A 19,979-nucleotide genomic window follows, 5' to 3' on the forward strand; every position below is an offset into this window, starting at 1 on the left:
ACAGGAGGTCCGCATGAAAGACAATCTGGCTCAAATCCCCGGGAGGATAAAAGAACTCCGGGAGATTATGGAGATAAGCGCCATGGATATGGCAAGGGACATAGCCATACCCCTTGAAACCTATGCCAAATACGAATCAGGCGAATTGGACATACCCATAAGCGCCCTCTATAATATATCCGCAAAGCTTGGGGTTGACGCCACAGTATTGCTCACCGGGGAAGATCCCCGCATGGATACTGCGGCTGTCTGCCGGTCGGGCAAGGGCGTCAGGGTGGAACGCTATCCGGGTTATGAATTTACCAGCCTTGCCTACAACTTCAAAGGCAGAACCCTCGAACCTCTCCTGGTCTACCTTGATCCTGCAAAGGCAGCCGCCGCGCCTGTTACCCACTATGGTCAGGAATTCAACTACATAGTTGAAGGCACAGTAAAAGTAACTGTCGGCGTGCGCGAGTATGTACTTGACGCCGGGGATTCAGTCTATTTTAATGCCGGCATCCCCCATGCCCAGAGCGCCGTTAAAGGCCCCGCAAAATTCATCACCATTATACAGGAAGGTGCGCACTGATGAACGAGATACAATCACGCTATTGTCCCCATGTTGATTTTGAAAGTTACGATGATTTTTATGCCAATTACAGCTGCAAAGTCCCTGAAAATTTCAATTTTGCCTATGATGTAGTGGACGAATGGGCACGGCTTCAGCCAAAAAAACTCGCCCTGGTCTGGACAAACGATGAAGGGGATATGAAGTCCTTCACCTTCACCGACATAAAGCGCCAAAGCGATAAAGCCGCCAACGCCCTCCTCAATCTGGGAATCAAAAAAGGGGACGTAGTAATGCTGATATTAAAACAGCGTCCCGAAGTATGGATACTTATGGCTGCCCTCGAAAAGATAGGCGCAGTCTGCATTCCCGGCACCTACCAGCTAACCCAAAAAGATATAATCTACCGCTGCAACATTGCGGAGGTAAAAATGCTCATCAGCGTGGACGATGCCGAACTCATTCAAAATATTGAAGCCTCCATGCCCGACTGCCCGAACCTCAAGCACAGGGCCATTGTAGGCAACACCATTCCGGCGGGTTTTATCGACATGGGCAAAATCATTGCCGAAAGCAGCGAAAATTTCATTCGTCCTGCCGGAGAAAAAGATACCAAACTCCATGAACCCATGCTGATCTATTTTTCTTCCGGCACCACCGGTATGCCCAAAATGGTGTATCACAATCACTGCCTCCCCCTGGGCCACATTGTTACTGCGAAATACTGGCAGTGCGTGCAGGACAATAAAATCCACCTTACCCAAACCGATTCAGGCTGGGCCAAATTCGCCTGGGGCAAAATCTACGGCCAGTGGATCTGCGGGGCAGCCATAGGCGCCTACGACACGGAAAAATTCACCCCAAAAGGAATGCTCGACGCCCTGGCCCGGATAAGGCCCGCCACCTTCTGCGCCCCTGCCACCATCTTCCGCTATCTCATAAAGGAAGATCTTTCAGGCTACGACTTCTCCTACATCGAACACACATCAGTTGCCGGCGAACCCTTGAGCCCCGAGGTCTATCATCAGATAAAAGAAAAGACGGGCCTCGAAATTCGTGAAGGCTTCGGCCAATCCGAAACTTCCATCATGGCTGCCACCTTCCAATGGCTCGAAGTGAGGCCCGGCTCCATGGGCAAGCCCGCCCCCCTCTTTGGCCTCAACCTCCTGGACGAAAACGGCCAGGCCTGCGACGACGGCATAGTAGGCAACATCTCCATCACTGCGGCTGGCGAAAACATGTACTCCCCCAAGGGCGCCTCCATCATGCCCGGCCTCTTCACCGGCTACTGGAAGGATGAAGATGTCACCGCAAGATGCTGGCACGACGGCGTGTACCAAACCGGCGACATGGCCTGGCACGACGCCGATGGCTACTACTGGTTCGTGGGCCGCAACGACGATGTCATCAAATGCTCAGGTTACCGCATCGGCCCCTTCGAAGTCGAAAGCGCCCTCATGGAGCACCCGTCAGTCCTCGAATGCGCCGTCACCGCCGCCCCGGACCCCATGCGCGGCCAGGTCGTCAAAGCCACCATAGTCCTCGCCAAAGGCTTCGCCCCTTCGGATGCCCTCAAAAAAGAGCTCCAAAACCACGTCAAACGCGTCACCGCCCCCTACAAATACCCCCGCATCGTGGAATTCGTCAGCGAACTCCCCAAAACCATCAGCGGCAAGATCCAGCGCAACGTGATACGGAAGAAAGACGGGGGTTGAGCCGTAGAACAGTCCTTGACAGGCGGCATATCTTCCCCTATATTGGAATTTCAAGGTGCTGTGCCTTAAGCGCCTAATGCGGACGTCATATAACGGTATTATCCAAGCTTCCCAAGCTTGTGACGCGGGTTCGACTCCCGTCGTCCGCTTAGAAGTAATTGCTTGTAATATAAAGAATTAAGCCTACCCGAAAACGGGCGGTATATCACGCTGAAAGCCAGAAGTCACACTAAAAAGTGATACTTTCGGCAAAGGAAGGATATATGCGTCCATTAAGGCCCCGCCGTTCTTTTTCCCTTTATAAAAAAGAAACAAAATCCGGCCTTGTTTGGTATGCCCGCTTCTGGGATGAATTCAGCAAGCGCTATGGAACCTCCCGGTCTACAGGAATACCCGTCGAGGGGAAGCGAGAACGGCGCTACGAGGCAGAACAGGCAGCCAAGGCTATATTGCCGAGTATCCATTTTGCCCCTCGTATATCGGCCGTGGAGATGACAGTCGGAATGTGGCTGGGAAAATTCACCGCTTTTGAGGATAACCCGAGGGCGGCCAGGCTTATCGGTGAAGGCGCCCCCTATTCACCTGCGACTATTGAAATATACCGAGGCCATTACAACCGTTATCTTAAAGACGATCCCTTTATGGCGCTTAAGATGGCAGATGTTGGGGAGGGCGATGTCCTTGTCTTTCAGGGACGGCTTGGATACAAAGAAAAGCTTGAGCATCGCGGAGGCGGAAAGTTGGCCGGCACCCGGACCTATGAGATCATATTGAGGTTTATCCGTATGGCCTTCCATGAATACTGGCTTGAACACCCTGGCTGGTCGGATCCATTTTCCCGGCTTAAGGCCCCAAGGTCAAAGAAAGCTCATCAGCGTGATGTTATTGCTGAGGTTGAATTCAACAAACTATTTGCCCCGGGTATCATCACGGACCCCCTGGATCGAGCGGTATGTGCGGCGATGTATTGGGCAGGGCTGCGCCGCTCGGAGATATGGGGCCTTAAGCCAGAAGACCTGGATTGGAATATCCCCAAAATAAATCTGATCCACGCATGGAAGAATTATGGCAGAAAGATCAAGGTGCTTGGGGATCCCAAATGGCATAAAACCCGCGAGGTTCCCTTCCCGGCACAATTGCAAAAGGCGATCAAGGATCTTTGGACGGCTTATGGCACGCACGAATTTGTTTTCACCCGCGCCGATGGTACGCAGCCTTCAGCAAATTATATATCCCGGCATCTCCCCAAATGGCTTGAGGCTGCGGGGATAAAACTGGAAGGCCGGAAAATTGTCCCTCACTCGGCCAGGCATAGTCTGGCTTCGGCGCTGGAAAACGATGGCGTACCTATCCGGTATATTCAGGATCTTCTTGGACATTCGGACTATGCCACAACAAAAGGTTACCTCCACACGGTGGACGGGGCGATTAAGAAGATATCTCAAACCCTTGGGGAAGAGGAAAAAGAAGATGGCCTGAAGCAGGGGTAGGTGTGAAAATAGAAAAGTTTTTGAGATATTTTCATTTATTTTAGACAAAAAGGTACGCTATAGACAATAAAGACAATAAAGACATAAAAATGTTTTGACAAGTATTGACAAATATTTTTTATTCTTGATAAATGGTAATGGGTTGTGTGGCAATCATCTCTTTAAGGGATGATCTGCTGCATTTCGATGGATACTCCCTCGATATGCAGAAAATATTTTGCAATGGAGGTTTATCCATGTCACAGTTTATTACTATCGACGAAGCTATAAAATTGCTTCACATCAGCCGGCCGACAATCAGTCGGAGAATAAAAACCGGCGAAATTCCCGCAACAAAAATAGGCACTAGAGTGTTAATTCCTTCGGCATTCATTCAGCAGCTTGAGAATAAGGCTATGAAGCCTCAGATCGAGGCACAGTAATGGACATCCGGGACCAATTGAATGAGGACCGGGCTGAGACATTACTGGAACAAATAAAGCCCGAATTATTATCACTACTTAGAAATTCACCGGAATATGGGTCAGTTGGAATTGATCTATTTTTTCATCAAATGCAAATAATACGTATATCTACAAAAGCGGAGATCGCCCTGAAGGTTATGCCTCGGACTGGTGGCGCGAGATGAAACTACCGAGAAAAAAATCAGCAATGAAAACGGTATATCAAATTTTGGATGATATGCCCTCTGGGTATCAATTCCCGGGAATCTACCTACAGCAGAGGGTTTTTGATATTACGGGTGAAATGCACTATCCTGATACTCTTCTGCGATATGCACGTATGTATCGACGTAAATTTGGGCGTCAGGTAATTAATATTAACCGGGCCAAAAGCCTTTACAAGATTATGTAGAAGGCCCATAGCCATTGATAATCAAAGACAAACATACAAAAGAATTTTTCCAGATGAACAATGAATCAATTCAAGACCCTGGCTTGTCATGGGGGGCTAAAGGGCTGCTGGCCTATTTCCTATCGTTACCAGAAACGTGGGAAGTACATTTACGGGATCTGTTCGTCAGAAGTTCAAGCGGAAGAAAACCAACAGAAGCGGCCATGAGAGAACTCATTAAAGCCGGTTATGTAGAAAAAATTCAAGGAGAGAATAAACGCCGTGATACAAAATATGTTGTTTATGAGAACCCGGCATTGTGTCCGAAACGGACTCAGTAGATTAAATCTTTGTGTCCAAAACGGACACAATAGTTTATGGCATTGTGTCCGAAATGAACACAATCTTTGTGTCCAAAACGGACACGTATTAATACACAAGAGTAAGAAGACAGAGAATTTTTATAAAGACATATTTAAAGAGGGAGAGGGAAAAATAATATGTGCTACGCACATAGTAAAACACAATCCGCCTGTGCTTTTCAGCACGTGCGGGTTTTTGGCACCTTTTTTATGAATTTTTTCTTTTTGGTACGGGTTTGTTTTAAGTAATGAGCAGACGTCTGTTAGACGTTCGAATATTTTTAGGATTCAGGAGAGAGCTATGACAGAAGACAAAGCGCAAGAAGCCTTAGACAGGATTGAGCAGATTGCCTTTCACTATGAGGAATTGGCAAACAAGAAATCAGACGCCACACGATTAGAAGTGCAGGAAATCATAACTAAAGCGGTGCACGATCAGCTTGCCGTCTATTACGAGAAACTGAAAATGCAGGAAGAGGCTGCAGCTGAGGCGGAAAAAACACGGCCAAGAGAATTGAGCTTGAAAAACGTGTATAAAAATACCAGGGAAATAAAAAACACATGGTATTCCAAAGATGTGATAAAGGATGCACTTAAAGGTGCTATTGATTATCTTGATGGTTACACCCCTGAGGCGCCAAACCTCAACGAAACCTTAAGCCGGTTCTTAAACAAGGTTGACCAGGAAATCCAACGTCCTACTACCTTTGAAAAAGCAACGGAACGGAGAAGCCAAAAAAATGCGGAGCTTGAGCTCAACGCAAACCCATGGGAAGCGCGAGGGGAAGCAAACCCCTTCGCGAATGTGTAAGGAGCAAATCATGCAATACTATAACCGCATACGTGACAAAATTGATAATCTTGATAGTGCCGCCGCCGCCCTGCCTAAGCTGCCGGAAACCCTGGCTGCCGCGCATTCAGTCCAGAGGCTTTTGAAGAACGCGCTCGAAAAGATTGATTCAGGGGATCTAAGCCGCCAGATGGAAAATTTACTTTTCAATCTCGATATGGAGATTCGTAATCCATCCCCAACATTTAACGGCAAAGATGAACCTGCATTAATGTCGGAGTACCGCAACCGCTCCGATGGAGAGGTGTGGTGAAATGGCTGACGTAACTTTTGACGCCGACTTCAAGGTGAACCTTTCGGATCTTAAGGCAGGCGTGGTGGATGCGGAAAAATCCTTTGGAGAGGTCGCACGTAAAGCCCAAGAGGCGGACAAAAAAATCAAGACGGCATTTTCAGGCGGAACCAACGAGCTGAAAAAGTTCAGCGTCGCTGGGATCTCTGTAGGCAAGATATTCAGCGCCGGAGGGGCTTTAGGGATAGGGATACAGCTTGTGAATGCGGCGGTGCAAAAGGGCATAAAAGCCTGGCAGGAATACCGCCAATCATTGAAAGATGCGGCGGACGCGTCAGAAAGCTTCGCAAGCATAAACGAGACGCTTGGATTGTCCTTTGAATCAAACGAAAAGACATTGCGGAATCTTACGGAGGCTGAAAAGCAGAGGATGCAGGCCTTGGGCGGCGCGGCTGAAGCGCAGAAAGACCTGGACCGGGAATTAAAAGAGGGCTTTATAACTCAAGAAGAATACGACAAATCCAGGTTGCAGAATCTTCAGAAAATAATAATGGAAACCGGAAAGCTTTTTGATGAAGAAGCAAAATTGAAACCTGATATTGAGTTATTTAATACCAAAGCGGTAGATAGATACAATAATAAGGTAGCGGGTATTGCGACGAGTTTATCTCAAGCACGGGAAGAATATACGAAGTTATCCGAGACCATGGGTAAGGCTGACCCTTTAACTAATGTTTCTACAGATAAAGAACGCCTTGCCATCGAGAAGCAGATCACCGACGAGCGCCAGAAGCAATTGGCTGCCCACAGGGCCATGCTTGGCCAAGCGCAGCAGCTGCGGGACAGTTATAACGGTTTGCTGGTAGAAGAAGCAAAGTTAAACGAACGTTATTTTGAAACCGAGGAAAACAAGCAAAAAGCGTTATTGGGCGCGTTGGAATTGGAGAGGGAGCTGTTCGACATAAACAGGGCAAGGAGGGAGGCCGAGCTAAAAGCGAGCCAGGCTTACAAAGACGCCGATTCCTATTTCAAAAACAGCATGCTTGGCGACTTGAACGCCGCCATGGATATCCAAGACCGCATAATGAAAATGGAAATAGATGCGCAAAAACTGCAAGTCGAATTGGGCAAAGCCGATGACGCTTATGACAGGGGCATAGAACGCCTCAAATCCGCCAAGGGCATATATGAAATAAAAAAGGAGATAAACGAGCTTTACAATATAAACGGAGCCAAGGTAAAAGATATACTTGAAGACGAAAAATACATATACGAATTCTCCAAGAATCAATTGACCCTGGAAAGGGAGAAGGAAAAAGAAAGATCCAAATTGCTCGATTTAATGGATGCCGAGCAGGAAGAGTATTATGACATGGAGACCCAGTTTTTGCAGGGCAAATTAGAGGCAGAGTATTTCCGCAAAATATACGATGCCAAAATAGAAGGGGTAAAGGAATTGGCGTCGGCGATATCCGAAGGGGTCGGTTACTTCAGCGAATTCGGCCAAAGCATATTGGAGATGACAAATGCCATTGCGCAAGAGCAGATACAGATCATTCAGGATAATTTGGCCAAACTCATGGAATCCCTTGATGAACAGCGCAACAGGGCCTTGGAAGCTGCCGGGTTTATCGCCACGACAAGCGCGGAGGGGCTTGAGGAATCGATGCAAGCCGCCATGGACAGCGGGGACGAACGGCTGATTTACCTTGAGAAGCGTCGCCAGGAAGAACTCAAGATAAACAAGGATTTTGACGCAAAGGAAAGGGCCGAGCAGGAGAAGGCCAAAAGGGAAATCGCCGAGATAGAGTACAAACAGGCCATGGCCCAATGGACGATGCAGGTCGCCATGGTTCCCGCGCAGATAGCGGCCGCGATAATGCAGGGGTTCGCCCAGGCAGGTCCCTTTGCCGGCGCGGTCGGTGCGGCGGTAATGGCCACGGTAGGCGCCGCGCAGCTCGCCGCGCTCTTGTCATCCATGCCCAGGAAGCAGTTCGCGAAGGGCGGGGCATTCGTGGACGGCAAGCAGGTGTTCGCCCAGGGAGGAGCATTCAGCCAAGGGGTAGTGAGTACCCCCACCGATTTCAGCATCGGGCAGATGGGGGAAGCTGGGCCTGAGGCCATCATGCCATTAGCCCAAACAGCGGATGGATCCTTGGGGATTAGGGCAGCAGGCGGGGGGCCCGATACAATAATTGTGCAATCAATATTGGACGGGCAGGTAATCGGTGAAACTGTCGTGGATCTTATGAACCGGGGACAGCTTCCCCCTTTGAATGGCAGTTACCAATGACGCCCGCGCAACAACCCTATTCCATAAAAAGAGAAGCCGAGCTCCTTGTAGGGCAAGCATTGGCCACAGCCAAGGATGAATATGCCGGATATGGAAATCCAAACAAACCAGCAACCGAGATTAAAGGAAATGTCCTTTCTATCTCCCCGGGGATTTCCTACAAGCTGATCCATAAGCCCGGGTATTCTTATTTGTTTGTCCTTCCTGCCAAGGAAGGTACGTACTTGGTTGCCTATTATCTAAAATTGGACGAATTCTACTCCATGCAGGATCCAAATGAAACGGCGCGAATCGCAATCGATGCAGACCATCGTATTTATGTATTTTCATACAGGAGAAATACAATAACTGGAAAAATCCGTTATCATGGGAAATTACGGCTAAGCGAAAAGGGCTCGCTTAAAGCCTGGCGTATGCTTCAAAAACTAAAGGCGGCAAATCCGAACCGGCAAGGCAAGGGAGAACAATCATGACAAAAGCAGAGTGGGCAGACTTACAAGAAAAGTTGCAGCGGTATTCCGAACAGGTTACCCGAGCCGGAGAAGTAGAGCTTAGAAAGCTTCTCGAAAAACACGCAGAGATGGCAGTCAGATCATACAATTTTGACGTAAAAAATTACGCCTTGGAACTGGAGAAAATTATAAACCAGTGCGCGTCCCTGCCGGCGCAAAAAGCCCAGGCGATCGCTGACCGCGCAATCGAGGAAGCCATGACCCGCGCAGGAATCCGGGGAGAAGTCGACAAGGAAACGCTTACGCGCAAACTGTACGCTACTGCTGAGAAAGAATATGAGATTCCAAAAGGCCAGTACAGGAGCCGCCCAGATGGTACCGTGGTTTATGTCCCTGCCGAGAAAACCCTGGAGTTTTTAAGCAAATACCATTTAAGCGGAGACACCAGGCCGCAGCACGTTTGGAAAATAGGCGATATTTGCCAGGCAAACGCGTACGAAAAAGAAAAAGAAATTATGGGTATTGTTAGGACCGGTATAGCCGATGGGGTAGACGCTGCGGATATTCTGAAAGACCTTGATGCCCATATTAACGGAAAACCCGTCAAAGGACGATGGGGAAAATTACGTCCAGATTCTGAATTTGATGCACTGGTAGACAAACTAATTGCAGAGGAAGGGTATTCCCCTCAGGGCGCCCGATCTATGGCCGGAAAGATTTATAAGCAGAACGGATGGGAACGCTTGCCGGGGTCAAAGGAATATTACGCCCGTTTCGGAGCGGAAGGCCGGGACTGGAGGAGTATTCGCCTGCTCCGTACCGAACAGGCGGTTACCCTTTCAAACAGGCAGAAAGAAATAGCCCTGAATAACCCGGCGGTAGATAATAAAAAAGTTGTTCTGAAACTTGAAGGTGGGCGTGACGCCTGGGCTTGTGCGTGCTCGGCGTTTTGCAGAGCCAGCGGGAAAGGGAAAATACTGGGCGATGACGGTTTCCTGCACAACGAGGACGGAAGCATAGTCACAGTTAGTGCAGATGATGACGAAGACGGAAAATACGTAGGCGAGTCTGTTTCAATCCCACCCTGGCATCCTAACTGCTCGTGCTCCGTTTCCCCTGTGTTGCTGAGCGAGGAAGAATTCCAGGACAAGATACTGAAAAAATATGGCCTTCTATAATTTTTTAAGGAGTTTATGAAATGAAAATAACTGTAAAAGACCAAATGCCCACGGAATGGTACGCCGTACGAGAGGAAGCCCTTGCGGATTATCTAAAAGGCGAAGCTGCTAAAATGGAAAAATGGGCAAAAGAAAACGCATCATCACCTCAAGGAACAAAAGAACATATTCAAGAGGGAGGGCGTACAAAGTGGATTGATCAAACACGCATTGCAAGGGATTCTTTAACCGGTGGATTTGAAAAAACCGATAAGGGGTTCTTGATTTACATAGGGCAAGGAGTTAAATACGGAAAAGCCCTTGAGGAGGCCAATGACGGGGCATACGCAATTTGCGGCCCCACGCTGAAGCATCACATACCGGAAATAAAGGCCATGATAAAAAGGATTTTCCAATGACAAGACAAGGGTCTGGAAGGCAGGAAATCCGAGCCGGTAAGGCAAGGCATAATAAATTACAGGAGAAACTAATGACAAAGGCCAGGAAAAATTTCATCACCGCTTACATTGAGCAGGATTTTACGAACGCTACGGCCGCATATATGAAGGCGTACCCAAGGGCGTCCGAGGAATCGGCACGATGCAATGCGTCCAGAATGCTAACAAATGATAACATTCAGAGCTACATTTCGGAAATATTGGCTGGAGCTATTAGGCAAAATAAGGTGCCTCTAGAGAAGCGCATATTCGATTACTGGATGAAGCGGGCCTTTTACCGTATCACCGACATAATAGACCTGGACGGCACTATGCTTATGAACAAGGAGCAACTTCAGGAAAGCGGGCTTCATGTCTGCATAGATTCGATTAACGAAAAAATCGACGCCCAGGGCCATAGCACGGTAACGTACAAATTTGCCGATAGGGACGAGGCGGTCAAGATGCTGCAGCAGTATATCCAGATGATTAAGCCCCAGGAAATAAAGGTCGGTATACAGCTTATGAAAATCGACGCAGATGATGAACTGGCATTACAATAGGGAGGTGGAGAAAAGAAAAACAGGTACAAGGCGGTATCGAACAGGGTTATCAGAAATCTGACAAGGCTGTTGATACCAATAGAGAGATTGCGAAAACCGCTGGAGTTTCCCACGACACTATTGCAAGGGAGGAGTTGTAAACATGGCAGATGAACCAAACCTTCAAGACGCATACCGCCTGCTCATGGCGGCTATTATTTCCAGGGCAATGGAGGATCTGCAGGGAAACTATGAAGTCAGCAAGAGCCAAAAGGCAAGGGGCCGGATTAAGGATGGGTTCATGTCCTGGTTTTATTCCCCTGACTTTGAAGCCTATTGTCTGGTTCTGGAAATTGACCCGGAGCCGATACGGGAAAAAGCCGCAGAGTATTACCGATGTGAAATAGCAAAAGAAGATCCAAAGCCAAGCCGGAAAAGGACAACAGACACAACACGGAAAAAACAAAGCGAAGCAGCACAGGCATATTTTGCCAACCCTGAAAATAGGAAAAAACAATCTGCAACATTAAAGGCATTCTGGGCAAATAAAAAAAGCCCCCGGAACGTCCAGGGGCAGGTAAACCAGAGACGCGAATAGCGGGCCGCTGAGGACTGTCTAACCCCGTCTCGTGTCATTTTGCCTTTTTGCACCGAGACCCCTCTCAGTGGTACCGGTAGGTAGGCCTATGGGCAAATCCAAGAGGGGTCAGGGCTGCTGAACTGCACCCTTTCTTCCTGCCCGAAGATAACGTCGTAAACCTGTTTGTCCTCTGGGCGGGGGAGTATGGTAATCACAAGTTTGCCGTGGTCTACCTCTTTGGCTTTCTCCTTTATCTTTTCAATGCACTCGTCGGTTAGTTCCATAAGCCCCCCTGTCCGCATTGTCGTATATCCGTTCCTTGTTGGTAACCAGAACATCCACATAGGGACTGTCCGAATTGATTATCACTTCGATGCTGCCGAACCGTATATCCCTGGCGGCCTCTTTAATCTTCTCGATAACTGTTTTATCAAGTTCCATGATCGTCTACCTCCTTGGAGTTCATGGCCGTTTTCAGTTCTCGTCCTGCCTTGAATACTACATACTGCCGTGGCGGGACAATCACCGGCTCTCCTGTCCGGGGGTTACGCGCCCTGCGTTCCGGGTGGGTCTTTACTTCAAGGCCGCCTAAGCCCCGGAGTTCCACGCTATCGCCTGAGGCCAGGGCGGCAGCCATGCCGGCCACGATCCGCGCCGCCAGTTCTCGCGCATGGTGGGTGTCCAGAGGCGCAATTCCCGGCAGATCGGACCGCAGAATCGCTATCAGTTTTTCCCTTGTGAATTTAGCCATCGTTTTCAATCTCCCTAAGAATATTGTCCACGTCCTTGATGATGTGGCAGATAATGATTGAAAGGCCGCGGCCTGTCTGTCTGCCCGGTGGGTCAAGCCCCGCGAGGCAATCGGAAAGGGCGGTCAGCTGGGCCTTTACTTCGCCAAGGTCCGCATGAATGGCGCCGTTAATCATGGTCTTCCTTCCTTGCATGTTCCAATGCCTTAATATCCGGTAAACATTCTATGCGGTCGAATAGTTCCAGGATTTTTTCAATGTTATCCCGGATTATTCCAAAAACGCTTACACATATTTCCGAAGAATCCTCGTCTGACATGAGATTTATGGCATAGTCGGTCATTACTTTTGATAAAGCTCTAATATCATAGGCTGCACCATGACAATCATTGAACGTCATACAATCCGCCTTTCCCGGTTATTCCGGGGGAATTCCCACACTTCATCATCCGCAGGATCGGGGTCGGTTTCTGCTGGCCCCTCTTGCCGGGAAACGTTCCTTTCTTCCCACACCTGAAAACCCACGCCGATCATCTCCGCGATAAACTCCCGGAGCCGTAGCATTGTATGGCCCCGGTTCCACCTGTCCCGCCATAGACTTTCCAGATGTTCGTAAAAATCCACCGGCAGAGAAACGTTGACGGGGATACGCTTCTGTTTAGGAACTTTCATTCTTTCGCCTCCGGTATTTTATCCGGCTCTCTTACGGTTTGTCCGCTGAAAAGAAAACTTTCCACGGGTCTAGTTAACGCTTCTATAACGTTACATAAGTTGCTTACGGTATAGGCAAATTCTTTATCATCATTATTTTTGTACTCGGCATAAAACCAAAGGGCGCGAGCTATAGCCTCAACACCGGCGGCGCAATGGCCCAAGTTTTCCGCATCTTCGGTTGTATAGTCTGTATATAACAGACTTACTTTATCTCGGGGCAAAACAACTTTTATTACTCCGTTCATTTCGTACCCCCATAAGGGCATCCGGGAACCGGGCATGCACCGCAGCGCAGCTTGGCAATAGCTTGTTCAAGCATAGGCCGTTCATAATGCTCTATCATGCGGAATTCAATATCTGGGTTATCTTCTGCGGGTTCGGCTGTTTTAAGATGATGCTTCATCCGCAGGTAAAATACCCGCAGGGCCAAAGCTTCATCCTTAGTTCCCATTGCCTGGTCTGCTTCATGGAATGCCGAACGGACATCCACTTCAGGCCAGAAACCAAGGGACGGGATAAATTCATCTTCGTATATCATACTTTCCACCTTTGCCGGGCTTCCCCCCGGCTGGGTTGCTTAATACCTGAAAGCCATACGGCCCCAGGAAACCCTTTAAAATGCTGATATTTTAAGGGGTGATCACTTTGCCGGGGGTGAATTACATGGCGGTAAGCCCCCCGGACACATGACAGGTTTACTTCATGGGCGCCTCCTTTGCTTCAAGAAGAAACTTGGCTGTCCTTTTGCCTTTGCGGGCTTTTTTATGCTCTGCAGCCTTCACAAGGCCTACGGCCTCATTGCAAAGAAAGCGGCCAACCGGTTCCAGTAATACCCTGATAAGTTCGAAGGCAGCCATTACTTCAAAATAGGAGTCCGGGTCTTGGGCGTTTCTCTCCGCCATGGTTGTAATATCCCGGGCCCTCAAAACACAGCCCGCAAGATCGGCTATATCGTCCTCGGTTTCTGTTCTGTATTCCAAATTCATATGTTCCCCCTGCCGGGTGTTTCCCCGGCATTGTGACATTCCAGCCCCATACAGGGCCGGTTAATTAAAGGCGGAGCGGAGAAGCCGGGGGCTTCACTGCCTGGATTAGTTCTCCACCCTCCCCCAAAATCACTGATCGCACCGAAGCCCAAGCTTCGCCAAACACTTTTCAGCGTCCTCGAACTGGCTCCTAACGTTGTTGAACTGCTCTGCCAGCTCCGTTTCTGTAAGGCGTGTTTTCCTCAAGAGGGAAGGATCTGCCGCAGTCTGTAATAGGCCTTCAAGCAGCTCCTTGGCCTCGATGTAGCGTTCCATGGCTTCCCTTATGGTCATACCTGCCTCCTGAAGCTCTGCTTTCTTGCCTCGATGACGGCCGCCTCGGCTTCTGCCTTGCTGGCATACCAAGTACCGTACACATCAAGTTTGGGAAGGCCCTTGAAGGTGTCCTTCGGCTTCTCGGCTGCTTCCACTTCCCGGACAATGGCGGCCTTGACCACGCCGCTGTCATAAAACTCGCTGAACACCAAATAAAACTTCTGCATCGCTAAGCCTCCGATGGGAGACGGGGCAATAGGGCTATATCCCTACTGGCCTCTGATAATCGTCCTAGGTACAGCCTGTTGCCCAGGGTCATTGCCTTGGAAAGCCTGGTTTTTGGTTCGGCTGTCATAGTTTCGGTCTCCTTTCATATTCAATACATGAATATATTATACTCCTATAATGAATATAATATCAAGTGATTTTGCGATAAAAAGATAAAAAAAATTGATTTTTTATTCATGTATGTTGACTATTTCACGATATATGAGTATATACTTGTAGTGAGGTACAAAATGACTACAGTTGAGAAAATCAGGGTCTTGCTTGCTCGGCGGAATATTCCAGAGGCGGAACTTGCCCGGAGGCTTGGAAAAACCCCGCAAAACTTTAATCGCAAAATGAAAGTCGAAAGGTTTACAGAGGAGGATCTTGAAGCGATTGCAAAGGCTCTGAATTGTACGGTCATTCAGGCGGTCCCTGTTTTTCGCATGAATGAAAGCGGCGAGGAGATATGACTAAGTCCCGGAAAACCTCACCATGGCCCGTACGCCACTGGAAAGGGTAAGGAAATATGCGTATATTTAAGACGAAGCGGTTTACCAAGCTTTCAGATAAGGCGGGGATCACCGATACAGACCTGATCACCGCCGCAGAGGAAGTGAACCGGGGAGAGTATGAGGCCGACTTAGGCGGGGGAGTATTCAAGAAGCGAGTAGCTCGGGTAGGGGCTGGAAAGTCTGGGGGCTATCGGGTTATCCTGTTTTTTCGGCAAGATGAACGGCTGATTTTTTCCTATGTTTTTGCCAAGTCAAACCGGGGGAATATAGACGATGCTGAATTGAGAGCGTTTAGGGCTACCGCAAAAGGGGACCTTGAATATACCGAGGATCAAATGAACGCCTTTGTAAAAAAGGGTTTGTATAAGGAGTTAGGAGCATGAAAAAATATAAAAGTCCGATATTTAAGCACATCCACCAGGAAGCGACAGATAGATTTGAGGCTGGAGCTATTACCGCCGAAGAAATGCACCGGTATGATGCTTTTTGCCTTGTATCCCCTGCCGACACTCCCACAGTCCACGCCTTGCGTTCTGCCGCCATGACCGCAAGTCCTGGAACCTCCAGGGGACGCAGCGCAAAGTAAAAGACGCCGACCAATCATTCAGGAAAAGTCACACTCAAAGTCACATTCTTGGTACAGACCCTATCATTTTTAGACTTTACACCCTGATACAATATGGCATATCATAATATAAGGATACGAAGCTATTTCTTTATTCAGAAAAGAATTAGCCGCGAGTTCGTTACATGATTTTACAGCGTGATATTTCTTGATATATGAATAAGCAAGCTTCCCAAGCTTGTGACGCGGGTTCGACTCCCGTCGTCCGCTGAAAATTTACAAACCAAAAATAAGGGGCTCAAATTGACTGGGTCCGCTATTCCTCCACGAAAATCACCAAATCCCCAGGCTGGCAGTGGAAATAAGCGCAGAGCTTGCCCATGTTCTCGCCCGAGATGGGTTCGCCTTTTCCGAGTTTGGCCAGGGTGGCTGAGCTGAAGCCTATCTCCTTAATGAGGTCGGTTTTCTTCATACTGCGATCTACCAGAAGCTTGAAAAGCGGTTTGTAGCTGAATGCCATGATGCCCTCCCAATGATGGTATCTCTAATTTATCAAATTAAAATAAAAAATGTCAATATATAAATAAAAAATTCAGAAAAATAAATAATATTCTTGACTTTTTTGCTCATAATTGCTATATTTACCGTATAACAAGGAGGACTACAATGACAATGGAACAGACCCAGACCCTGCCCCAAATCAGGGCGGCCCTCATGGACAGGGCTAAAGTGCTGCGGGAACTCTCGGATCAGGCTTTTCGCATCGAAAACCAAATAAAAAGCATCGCCTCGAGCCTTTTGGATCTTGAAAAAGATCGCATTGAAGGCGGGAAGCCCCGGATCGATGCACCCAAACTGCCTTCCAACATCATCCCTTTCCCGGGGCCTATGACGAAAACCCAGCCGGTCAAGGGAAAAGGGCAGCAGGCTTTGCCCTTCCTGGTGCCTATACCCGGAGAGCCCGAAAAGCAGCTGCCCGAAACCATTCCTGACTTCCGCCCCCTGCTCCAGCGGGACGGCCTCATCCTCCTCTCATGGGACAAGAGGGTTGGCGAGCTGGGCGAGCGTTATACCGCCTATTGGGTGACCAGCACCGGCCCTTGCCGTTATTATGCTTCCAAGGCCATGGATCGCAGAAGCTTTGCTGCGGCCATGCCGGATCATAAATCCTATGCCGCAGAGGACGGCATCGAATTCTACGGCCAGGCCAATCCATGCTATGTGGTGCATGTAGCCCCGGAGCTGATGATGAGCAACCCTGCCCACCTGGAACAGCGGTCAGAGCATATTAAAAAGCTCCGCGATTTGGGAACAAAGGCGAATTTTGAGTATGAGTTCTTATTGAAAAACAGAAAGAAGAAAATGACCTCTGCAAAGCGAGGAGCTTAAGGATTATCCCGGGTAATTCAAATTCTCCTTGCCCGGATTTTTCAGCACCCCCGCATACCGCCTGGCTTCCCACTGCGCCATGCCCAGGTTCTGTTCGCTGTAGTTCCCGCATTCTCCGGGGGCGGCCCCGGGGATAGGCCCGCTAAAAGCGATAATCCAATCGAGCATTTCCTGTATAAGGGGAAGGGCATCTTCAGAGCTCAATTCGCCTTCAAGAATGACATAAAACCCTGTGCGGCAGCCCATGGGGCCAAAGTAGACTACCCGCTTGGCCCATTCCTTATGGGAACGAAGGAAAGTCGCCCCCAGATGTTCTATGGTATGCAAGGCAGGCATATCGATCACCGGCTCCTGGTTAGGCTGCTTGAAGCGCAGATCAAAGGTGGTGAGCACAGTCGTTCCGTATTTATCCCGCCGTGAAACATAAAGACCCGGCTTAAGCCGCAAATGGTCTACCTGAAAGCTCGCGATTTTTTCCATATCAATACTTCCTTATGATCCTACGCACCAATTCAGCCGAATTCTTCGCTGCCATGGGGAGATACTCAGTTGAAGTCACCGGCGACTCAACACCGGCTATATCCGACAAGCCTCGTATAATAAGCGAAGGCACTTTGAACAAGGCGCAGGCATGGGCAATGGCAGCCCCTTCCATCTCCACAGCCCTCATCTTGGGGAAGAGCTTGAGGACAGATGCAATGCGTTCGGGTTGGTACATAAACACATCGCCCGAGCCTATGAGGCCCCGGACATGGTTCACTGTTTGGGGCAAAATACCCTCGCGCTTAAGCTCATCCATGGTGGTTTCAGCCATGGCAATCAGATCCTCGGGGACAATAAAAACCGGAGGCTGTCCGGGCAATTGGCCGGGTTCGTAATTAAAGCCAGTGACATCAACATCGTGGTAAATGAGGCCGTCCGAAATGATCACATCCCCAAAGGTAAGGGAAGGATCTATGCCCCCCGCAGAGCCGGTGTTTATCACAAGGCTCGGCTTGCAGCGGTCAATCAGCATGGCGCAGCCGATTGCGGCGTTCACTTTGCCTATGCCGCAGCGCAGCAATACTACGTCTTTGCCTTCAAGCTTCCCGGTGACAAGCTCAAAAGGCCCGACAGTATTAGTGCCGGTATTTTCCATGGCTGAACGGAGAAGGGTTACTTCATCCTCCATAGCGCCTATAATTCCAATCATAGCAGCCCCTTAAATCATCGCATCAATTATATTCAGGCGCTCAATCTTGGCAAGAAGGCCCGAACCCCAAACGGTCGTGCGGTTACGGCCCCGCTCCTTGGAAAGGTACAGGGCTTCGTCGGCCCGCTGTATAAGCTCCGAAGCAGGAAGATCCAAATCCTTCGAAAAAGTCACCACCCCAAGGCTTATGGTAACCTGGGGCAGGGGCGGGTCCCAGGGAATATGCATGGCCGCGACCGAAGTACGGAGGCGTTCGGCTACCACGAGGGCGGCTTCCTTATTGCTGTCCGGGAGGAGAACAGTGAATTCCTCTCCCCCGAACCTTGAAGGCACATCCTCAAGGCGCACAGCCTGTTTGATGGTTACGGCGAGACTTTCGAGCACCCTGTCGCCTGCGAGATGCCCGTAGGAGTCATTAAAGTTTTTAAACTTGTCCACATCCATAATGATAATCGAAGACGAAGAACCGGTACGGTGGGAACGGGCAATCTCTTCGTTAAGGCGGGTCATAAAAAAGCCATTGTTAAAAAGGCCGGTCTTAACGTCCCGCAGGGTGCGTTCATAATGGACGTGGTTCTGTATCGCCTGGGAAACAAAGGACATGAGATTCTGGAGATATACAAGCTCTGCCGAATTGTAATCATCTTCGAGGATCTTGCGCCCCACGAGTACCATGCCGTAAAGGCCCGAGGGCCCAAGAATAGGGATAATCAACTCAGGGTGCAGTTCGTCGAAACTTTTGGCGGCCTCAAGATCCCCCAGTTCAAAACTGAAAAGGTCATAGCTGATGGGTTTTGGATATTTTCTGAAAAAAGGTTCAAAGAGCGTAATATTCTCAATCTTAAGATCAAGATCCACAAGCTTATAGTTCTTATATCCCTTGATGGTGATTTCTTCCCTGTTCTGCAGGGGCTTCCAGAGGAATGCAATGAAAGAGGGGAGGAAGTGATCGGAAATCTGCCATACCGTAGCGTCCATGATCTGATCGATGGAGGTGCGGTTGAAAATTTCGAGGGCGCCGGCGAAAAGGTTTTTGTAATTGCGGATTTCGCGGTTCAGGGAATCAATATGCTTAAACACCCCAATATCCTGAAGGAGCGAATAATTTTCGACAATACGAGGATTGGAAAGGAAATCTTTTTCGTCTTCGGACTGTTCTATTTTATCCATCAGGTTACCGAATAATGATCGCAGACTGTGGAACGCCATTCAGCCCGGTTTTCCTTATTCTCCCATTCAAAAATTTTCTTGATAGTGAAATTCCTCATATCCTGGGGGTTCAGGTAATGGACTATGCCGAAGCGGCCCCCGCCTATATAGCTTACGGCATCGCCCTTTTCGAGAATCTCGCCTTCGGAGAGCCTGGCAATAACGCAGTCGAAATGCACCGGCACGCCCGAGTCTTTGTCGGCAATGGCAGAAGCGATATCCTTAATGGGTTTGCCGCACCAGGGGCAATCGGGCACAGGGAGAGGTTCGGAGGGAGCTTGGGGGGGAGTCCATTTGGGGCGGTCAAACATGACGCCCTTGTTTCGTTCAAACCGGGAATTGTCATTAGAGGTTCTGGAATTGCCGGAATTGCCATGGGCGGTTCCCTGATTCTGTCTACCCTGATTCTCCTGCCTCGAATCGTTGTCGCGGCTGCCCCGCCTAAAAGGCCGCCGCCTGTTGCGGTTATCTCCGCCCTTTCCGCCGTTGCTCGTAATTCCATCCTCCCTGGGGTATATCAAGAAGCTCATTGCTGAGGATTAAAGCTATGCGCTGTATAGCCTCATACAGATATTCCTCATTGT

34 protein-coding genes and 2 tRNA genes are annotated in these 19,979 nt (G+C 49.1%); 19 read left to right on the forward strand and 17 right to left on the reverse strand.

Features of this window, described 5'->3' with window-relative positions; genetic code table 11:
* Window positions 1-13: 13 nt before the first annotated feature.
* The 14 genes from TREAZ_RS16365 to TREAZ_RS16440 all read left to right on the forward strand — a co-directional run bounded on the left by TREAZ_RS16365 (window position 14) and on the right by TREAZ_RS16440 (window position 11,512).
* Complete coding sequence (locus tag TREAZ_RS16365; protein ID WP_015713016.1) at window positions 14-571, forward strand: helix-turn-helix domain-containing protein; 558 nt, start codon at window positions 14-16, stop codon at window positions 569-571.
* Window positions 571-2,265, forward strand: a complete 1,695-nt coding sequence (locus tag TREAZ_RS16370) for an AMP-binding protein (protein WP_015713017.1) — start codon at window positions 571-573, stop codon at window positions 2,263-2,265. The genes TREAZ_RS16365 and TREAZ_RS16370 overlap by 1 nt, the downstream gene beginning before the upstream one ends.
* A gap of 78 nt (window positions 2,266-2,343) precedes the next feature.
* A tRNA-Gly gene (locus TREAZ_RS16375) sits at window positions 2,344-2,414 on the forward strand.
* Between the two features lie 114 nt (window positions 2,415-2,528).
* Window positions 2,529-3,755 (forward strand): tyrosine-type recombinase/integrase, encoded by a 1,227-nt coding sequence (locus TREAZ_RS18665; protein ID WP_015713018.1) that lies wholly within the window; start codon window positions 2,529-2,531, stop codon window positions 3,753-3,755.
* A gap of 131 nt (window positions 3,756-3,886) precedes the next feature.
* Window positions 3,887-4,177: an excisionase family DNA-binding protein gene (locus TREAZ_RS17945; RefSeq protein WP_083820334.1), complete on the forward strand. Its 291-nt coding sequence runs from the start codon at window positions 3,887-3,889 to the stop codon at window positions 4,175-4,177.
* A gap of 447 nt (window positions 4,178-4,624) precedes the next feature.
* Window positions 4,625-4,930, forward strand: a complete 306-nt coding sequence (locus TREAZ_RS16400; protein WP_043923165.1) for a hypothetical protein — start codon at window positions 4,625-4,627, stop codon at window positions 4,928-4,930.
* 322 nt (window positions 4,931-5,252) lie between these two features.
* Complete coding sequence (locus TREAZ_RS16405) at window positions 5,253-5,762, forward strand: hypothetical protein (RefSeq protein ID WP_043923166.1); 510 nt, start codon at window positions 5,253-5,255, stop codon at window positions 5,760-5,762.
* 10 nt (window positions 5,763-5,772) lie between these two features.
* On the forward strand, window positions 5,773-6,054 hold the full coding sequence (locus tag TREAZ_RS16410; RefSeq protein ID WP_015713021.1) for a hypothetical protein: 282 nt from the start codon (window positions 5,773-5,775) through the stop codon (window positions 6,052-6,054).
* A gap of 1 nt (window position 6,055) precedes the next feature.
* A complete protein-coding gene (locus TREAZ_RS16415; RefSeq protein WP_015713022.1) occupies window positions 6,056-8,326 on the forward strand; it encodes a synaptonemal complex protein 1 in 2,271 nt (756 codons plus the stop codon).
* The gene (locus tag TREAZ_RS16420; protein WP_043923168.1) at window positions 8,323-8,799 is read left to right on the forward strand and encodes a hypothetical protein; all 477 of its coding nucleotides are present in this window, start codon (window positions 8,323-8,325) and stop codon (window positions 8,797-8,799) included. The genes TREAZ_RS16415 and TREAZ_RS16420 overlap by 4 nt, the downstream gene beginning before the upstream one ends.
* Complete coding sequence (locus TREAZ_RS16425) at window positions 8,796-9,956, forward strand: hypothetical protein (RefSeq protein WP_015713024.1); 1,161 nt, start codon at window positions 8,796-8,798, stop codon at window positions 9,954-9,956. Before TREAZ_RS16420 ends, TREAZ_RS16425 begins: the two co-directional genes overlap by 4 nt.
* A gap of 20 nt (window positions 9,957-9,976) precedes the next feature.
* A complete protein-coding gene (locus tag TREAZ_RS17585; protein ID WP_015713025.1) occupies window positions 9,977-10,354 on the forward strand; it encodes a hypothetical protein in 378 nt (125 codons plus the stop codon).
* A gap of 71 nt (window positions 10,355-10,425) precedes the next feature.
* Window positions 10,426-10,935 carry a terminase small subunit gene (locus TREAZ_RS16435; RefSeq protein WP_015713026.1) on the forward strand — a complete coding sequence of 170 codons (510 nt, stop codon included), beginning with the start codon at window positions 10,426-10,428 and terminating at the stop codon, window positions 10,933-10,935.
* Between the two features lie 142 nt (window positions 10,936-11,077).
* Window positions 11,078-11,512 carry a hypothetical protein gene (locus tag TREAZ_RS16440; RefSeq protein WP_015713027.1) on the forward strand — a complete coding sequence of 145 codons (435 nt, stop codon included), beginning with the start codon at window positions 11,078-11,080 and terminating at the stop codon, window positions 11,510-11,512.
* Between the two features lie 86 nt (window positions 11,513-11,598).
* Here TREAZ_RS16440 and TREAZ_RS16445 read toward each other — a convergent pair whose 3' ends face one another.
* The 12 genes from TREAZ_RS16445 to TREAZ_RS18670 all read right to left on the reverse strand — a co-directional run bounded on the left by TREAZ_RS16445 (window position 11,599) and on the right by TREAZ_RS18670 (window position 14,613).
* Window positions 11,599-11,778 carry a hypothetical protein gene (locus TREAZ_RS16445; protein ID WP_015713028.1) on the reverse strand — a complete coding sequence of 60 codons (180 nt, stop codon included), beginning with the start codon at window positions 11,776-11,778 and terminating at the stop codon, window positions 11,599-11,601.
* Window positions 11,753-11,935, reverse strand: coding sequence for a DUF2292 domain-containing protein (locus TREAZ_RS16450; protein ID WP_015713029.1), 183 nt, complete (start codon window positions 11,933-11,935; stop codon window positions 11,753-11,755). Before TREAZ_RS16450 ends, TREAZ_RS16445 begins: the two co-directional genes overlap by 26 nt.
* On the reverse strand, window positions 11,925-12,245 hold the full coding sequence (locus TREAZ_RS16455; protein WP_015713030.1) for an HU family DNA-binding protein: 321 nt from the start codon (window positions 12,243-12,245) through the stop codon (window positions 11,925-11,927). The genes TREAZ_RS16450 and TREAZ_RS16455 overlap by 11 nt, the downstream gene beginning before the upstream one ends.
* A complete protein-coding gene (locus TREAZ_RS16460) occupies window positions 12,238-12,420 on the reverse strand; it encodes a hypothetical protein (RefSeq protein ID WP_015713031.1) in 183 nt (60 codons plus the stop codon). The genes TREAZ_RS16455 and TREAZ_RS16460 overlap by 8 nt, the downstream gene beginning before the upstream one ends.
* The gene (locus TREAZ_RS16465; protein WP_015713032.1) at window positions 12,413-12,643 is read right to left on the reverse strand and encodes a hypothetical protein; all 231 of its coding nucleotides are present in this window, start codon (window positions 12,641-12,643) and stop codon (window positions 12,413-12,415) included. Before TREAZ_RS16465 ends, TREAZ_RS16460 begins: the two co-directional genes overlap by 8 nt.
* On the reverse strand, window positions 12,640-12,915 hold the full coding sequence (locus TREAZ_RS16470; protein WP_015713033.1) for a hypothetical protein: 276 nt from the start codon (window positions 12,913-12,915) through the stop codon (window positions 12,640-12,642). Before TREAZ_RS16470 ends, TREAZ_RS16465 begins: the two co-directional genes overlap by 4 nt.
* Entirely contained in the window at window positions 12,912-13,202 is a 291-nt protein-coding gene (locus TREAZ_RS16475; protein WP_015713034.1) for a hypothetical protein, read from the reverse strand. The genes TREAZ_RS16470 and TREAZ_RS16475 overlap by 4 nt, the downstream gene beginning before the upstream one ends.
* The gene (locus tag TREAZ_RS16480; protein WP_015713035.1) at window positions 13,199-13,495 is read right to left on the reverse strand and encodes a hypothetical protein; all 297 of its coding nucleotides are present in this window, start codon (window positions 13,493-13,495) and stop codon (window positions 13,199-13,201) included. Before TREAZ_RS16480 ends, TREAZ_RS16475 begins: the two co-directional genes overlap by 4 nt.
* A 157-nt stretch (window positions 13,496-13,652) precedes the next feature.
* Entirely contained in the window at window positions 13,653-13,943 is a 291-nt protein-coding gene (locus TREAZ_RS16485; protein ID WP_015713036.1) for a hypothetical protein, read from the reverse strand.
* A 129-nt stretch (window positions 13,944-14,072) separates the two neighbouring features.
* The gene (locus TREAZ_RS16490) at window positions 14,073-14,276 is read right to left on the reverse strand and encodes a hypothetical protein (RefSeq protein ID WP_015713037.1); all 204 of its coding nucleotides are present in this window, start codon (window positions 14,274-14,276) and stop codon (window positions 14,073-14,075) included.
* Window positions 14,273-14,485 (reverse strand): hypothetical protein, encoded by a 213-nt coding sequence (locus TREAZ_RS16495; RefSeq protein WP_015713038.1) that lies wholly within the window; start codon window positions 14,483-14,485, stop codon window positions 14,273-14,275. Before TREAZ_RS16495 ends, TREAZ_RS16490 begins: the two co-directional genes overlap by 4 nt.
* Before the next feature lie 2 nt (window positions 14,486-14,487).
* Window positions 14,488-14,613, reverse strand: a complete 126-nt coding sequence (locus TREAZ_RS18670) for a hypothetical protein (protein WP_280990956.1) — start codon at window positions 14,611-14,613, stop codon at window positions 14,488-14,490.
* Window positions 14,614-14,722: 109 nt separating this feature from the next.
* On the opposite strand from TREAZ_RS18670, the gene TREAZ_RS16500 reads away from it, so the two are divergent.
* The 4 genes from TREAZ_RS16500 to TREAZ_RS18135 all read left to right on the forward strand — a co-directional run bounded on the left by TREAZ_RS16500 (window position 14,723) and on the right by TREAZ_RS18135 (window position 15,875).
* Window positions 14,723-14,998 (forward strand): helix-turn-helix domain-containing protein, encoded by a 276-nt coding sequence (locus TREAZ_RS16500; RefSeq protein WP_245535056.1) that lies wholly within the window; start codon window positions 14,723-14,725, stop codon window positions 14,996-14,998.
* A 56-nt stretch (window positions 14,999-15,054) separates the two neighbouring features.
* Window positions 15,055-15,423, forward strand: a complete 369-nt coding sequence (locus tag TREAZ_RS16505; protein WP_015713041.1) for a type II toxin-antitoxin system RelE/ParE family toxin — start codon at window positions 15,055-15,057, stop codon at window positions 15,421-15,423.
* Window positions 15,420-15,626, forward strand: coding sequence for a hypothetical protein (locus tag TREAZ_RS16510; protein ID WP_015713042.1), 207 nt, complete (start codon window positions 15,420-15,422; stop codon window positions 15,624-15,626). Before TREAZ_RS16505 ends, TREAZ_RS16510 begins: the two co-directional genes overlap by 4 nt.
* A gap of 175 nt (window positions 15,627-15,801) precedes the next feature.
* Window positions 15,802-15,875: transfer RNA gene (locus TREAZ_RS18135), tRNA-Gly, on the forward strand.
* A gap of 46 nt (window positions 15,876-15,921) precedes the next feature.
* Here the strand turns inward: TREAZ_RS18135 and TREAZ_RS16515 are convergent.
* Entirely contained in the window at window positions 15,922-16,125 is a 204-nt protein-coding gene (locus TREAZ_RS16515) for a helix-turn-helix domain-containing protein (protein ID WP_015713043.1), read from the reverse strand.
* A gap of 146 nt (window positions 16,126-16,271) precedes the next feature.
* Between TREAZ_RS16515 and TREAZ_RS16520 the strand changes: the two genes are divergently transcribed.
* Entirely contained in the window at window positions 16,272-16,994 is a 723-nt protein-coding gene (locus tag TREAZ_RS16520) for a hypothetical protein (protein WP_015713044.1), read from the forward strand.
* Between the two features lie 3 nt (window positions 16,995-16,997).
* On the opposite strand, the gene TREAZ_RS16525 is transcribed toward TREAZ_RS16520, so the two are convergent.
* From TREAZ_RS16525 to TREAZ_RS17590, 4 genes are read right to left on the reverse strand one after another with little or no spacing between them, the layout of a single operon-like run.
* The gene (locus TREAZ_RS16525; protein WP_015713045.1) at window positions 16,998-17,474 is read right to left on the reverse strand and encodes an S-ribosylhomocysteine lyase; all 477 of its coding nucleotides are present in this window, start codon (window positions 17,472-17,474) and stop codon (window positions 16,998-17,000) included.
* Between the two features lies 1 nt (window position 17,475).
* On the reverse strand, window positions 17,476-18,186 hold the full coding sequence (gene mtnN, locus TREAZ_RS16530) for a 5'-methylthioadenosine/S-adenosylhomocysteine nucleosidase (RefSeq protein WP_015713046.1): 711 nt from the start codon (window positions 18,184-18,186) through the stop codon (window positions 17,476-17,478).
* Window positions 18,187-18,195: 9 nt separating this feature from the next.
* Entirely contained in the window at window positions 18,196-19,356 is a 1,161-nt protein-coding gene (locus tag TREAZ_RS16535; RefSeq protein WP_015713047.1) for a GGDEF domain-containing protein, read from the reverse strand.
* Entirely contained in the window at window positions 19,356-19,925 is a 570-nt protein-coding gene (locus TREAZ_RS17590; RefSeq protein WP_052297708.1) for a hypothetical protein, read from the reverse strand. Before TREAZ_RS17590 ends, TREAZ_RS16535 begins: the two co-directional genes overlap by 1 nt.
* Window positions 19,926-19,979: the final 54 nt, after the last annotated feature.

This window comes from Leadbettera azotonutricia ZAS-9 (genome assembly GCF_000214355.1).
In the GTDB taxonomy this organism is placed as follows: domain Bacteria; phylum Spirochaetota; class Spirochaetia; order Treponematales; family Breznakiellaceae; genus Leadbettera; species Leadbettera azotonutricia.

Excerpts from the sequence above, each read along its gene's own strand:
- TREAZ_RS16505 (WP_015713041.1), top strand. The coding sequence starts at position 15,055 with ATGCGTATATTTAAGACGAAGCGGTTTACCAAGCTTTCAGATAAGGCG.
- TREAZ_RS16470 (WP_015713033.1), bottom strand. The coding sequence starts at position 12,915 with ATGAAAGTTCCTAAACAGAAGCGTATCCCCGTCAACGTTTCTCTGCCG.
- TREAZ_RS16450 (WP_015713029.1), bottom strand. The coding sequence starts at position 11,935 with ATGGAACTTGATAAAACAGTTATCGAGAAGATTAAAGAGGCCGCCAGG.
- TREAZ_RS16515 (WP_015713043.1), bottom strand. The coding sequence starts at position 16,125 with ATGGCATTCAGCTACAAACCGCTTTTCAAGCTTCTGGTAGATCGCAGT.
- TREAZ_RS16425 (WP_015713024.1), top strand. The coding sequence starts at position 8,796 with ATGACAAAAGCAGAGTGGGCAGACTTACAAGAAAAGTTGCAGCGGTAT.
- TREAZ_RS17590 (WP_052297708.1), bottom strand. The coding sequence starts at position 19,925 with ATGAGCTTCTTGATATACCCCAGGGAGGATGGAATTACGAGCAACGGC.
- TREAZ_RS16420 (WP_043923168.1), top strand. The coding sequence starts at position 8,323 with ATGACGCCCGCGCAACAACCCTATTCCATAAAAAGAGAAGCCGAGCTC.
- TREAZ_RS16500 (WP_245535056.1), top strand. The coding sequence starts at position 14,723 with ATGTATGTTGACTATTTCACGATATATGAGTATATACTTGTAGTGAGG.
- TREAZ_RS18670 (WP_280990956.1), bottom strand. The coding sequence starts at position 14,613 with ATGACAGCCGAACCAAAAACCAGGCTTTCCAAGGCAATGACCCTGGGC.
- TREAZ_RS16410 (WP_015713021.1), top strand. The coding sequence starts at position 5,773 with ATGCAATACTATAACCGCATACGTGACAAAATTGATAATCTTGATAGT.
- TREAZ_RS16460 (WP_015713031.1), bottom strand. The coding sequence starts at position 12,420 with ATGATTAACGGCGCCATTCATGCGGACCTTGGCGAAGTAAAGGCCCAG.
- TREAZ_RS18665 (WP_015713018.1), top strand. The coding sequence starts at position 2,529 with ATGCGTCCATTAAGGCCCCGCCGTTCTTTTTCCCTTTATAAAAAAGAA.
- TREAZ_RS16455 (WP_015713030.1), bottom strand. The coding sequence starts at position 12,245 with ATGGCTAAATTCACAAGGGAAAAACTGATAGCGATTCTGCGGTCCGAT.
- TREAZ_RS16415 (WP_015713022.1), top strand. The coding sequence starts at position 6,056 with ATGGCTGACGTAACTTTTGACGCCGACTTCAAGGTGAACCTTTCGGAT.
- TREAZ_RS16495 (WP_015713038.1), bottom strand. The coding sequence starts at position 14,485 with ATGCAGAAGTTTTATTTGGTGTTCAGCGAGTTTTATGACAGCGGCGTG.
- TREAZ_RS16465 (WP_015713032.1), bottom strand. The coding sequence starts at position 12,643 with ATGACGTTCAATGATTGTCATGGTGCAGCCTATGATATTAGAGCTTTA.
- TREAZ_RS16525 (WP_015713045.1), bottom strand. The coding sequence starts at position 17,474 with ATGGAAAAAATCGCGAGCTTTCAGGTAGACCATTTGCGGCTTAAGCCG.
- TREAZ_RS16445 (WP_015713028.1), bottom strand. The coding sequence starts at position 11,778 with ATGGAACTAACCGACGAGTGCATTGAAAAGATAAAGGAGAAAGCCAAA.
- TREAZ_RS16485 (WP_015713036.1), bottom strand. The coding sequence starts at position 13,943 with ATGAATTTGGAATACAGAACAGAAACCGAGGACGATATAGCCGATCTT.
- TREAZ_RS16405 (WP_043923166.1), top strand. The coding sequence starts at position 5,253 with ATGACAGAAGACAAAGCGCAAGAAGCCTTAGACAGGATTGAGCAGATT.
- TREAZ_RS16480 (WP_015713035.1), bottom strand. The coding sequence starts at position 13,495 with ATGATATACGAAGATGAATTTATCCCGTCCCTTGGTTTCTGGCCTGAA.
- TREAZ_RS16520 (WP_015713044.1), top strand. The coding sequence starts at position 16,272 with ATGACAATGGAACAGACCCAGACCCTGCCCCAAATCAGGGCGGCCCTC.
- TREAZ_RS16490 (WP_015713037.1), bottom strand. The coding sequence starts at position 14,276 with ATGACCATAAGGGAAGCCATGGAACGCTACATCGAGGCCAAGGAGCTG.
- TREAZ_RS16535 (WP_015713047.1), bottom strand. The coding sequence starts at position 19,356 with ATGGATAAAATAGAACAGTCCGAAGACGAAAAAGATTTCCTTTCCAAT.
- TREAZ_RS17945 (WP_083820334.1), top strand. The coding sequence starts at position 3,887 with ATGGTAATGGGTTGTGTGGCAATCATCTCTTTAAGGGATGATCTGCTG.
- TREAZ_RS16370 (WP_015713017.1), top strand. The coding sequence starts at position 571 with ATGAACGAGATACAATCACGCTATTGTCCCCATGTTGATTTTGAAAGT.
- TREAZ_RS16510 (WP_015713042.1), top strand. The coding sequence starts at position 15,420 with ATGAAAAAATATAAAAGTCCGATATTTAAGCACATCCACCAGGAAGCG.
- TREAZ_RS17585 (WP_015713025.1), top strand. The coding sequence starts at position 9,977 with ATGAAAATAACTGTAAAAGACCAAATGCCCACGGAATGGTACGCCGTA.
- mtnN (WP_015713046.1), bottom strand. The coding sequence starts at position 18,186 with ATGATTGGAATTATAGGCGCTATGGAGGATGAAGTAACCCTTCTCCGT.
- TREAZ_RS16440 (WP_015713027.1), top strand. The coding sequence starts at position 11,078 with ATGGCAGATGAACCAAACCTTCAAGACGCATACCGCCTGCTCATGGCG.
- TREAZ_RS16435 (WP_015713026.1), top strand. The coding sequence starts at position 10,426 with ATGACAAAGGCCAGGAAAAATTTCATCACCGCTTACATTGAGCAGGAT.
- TREAZ_RS16365 (WP_015713016.1), top strand. The coding sequence starts at position 14 with ATGAAAGACAATCTGGCTCAAATCCCCGGGAGGATAAAAGAACTCCGG.
- TREAZ_RS16475 (WP_015713034.1), bottom strand. The coding sequence starts at position 13,202 with ATGAACGGAGTAATAAAAGTTGTTTTGCCCCGAGATAAAGTAAGTCTG.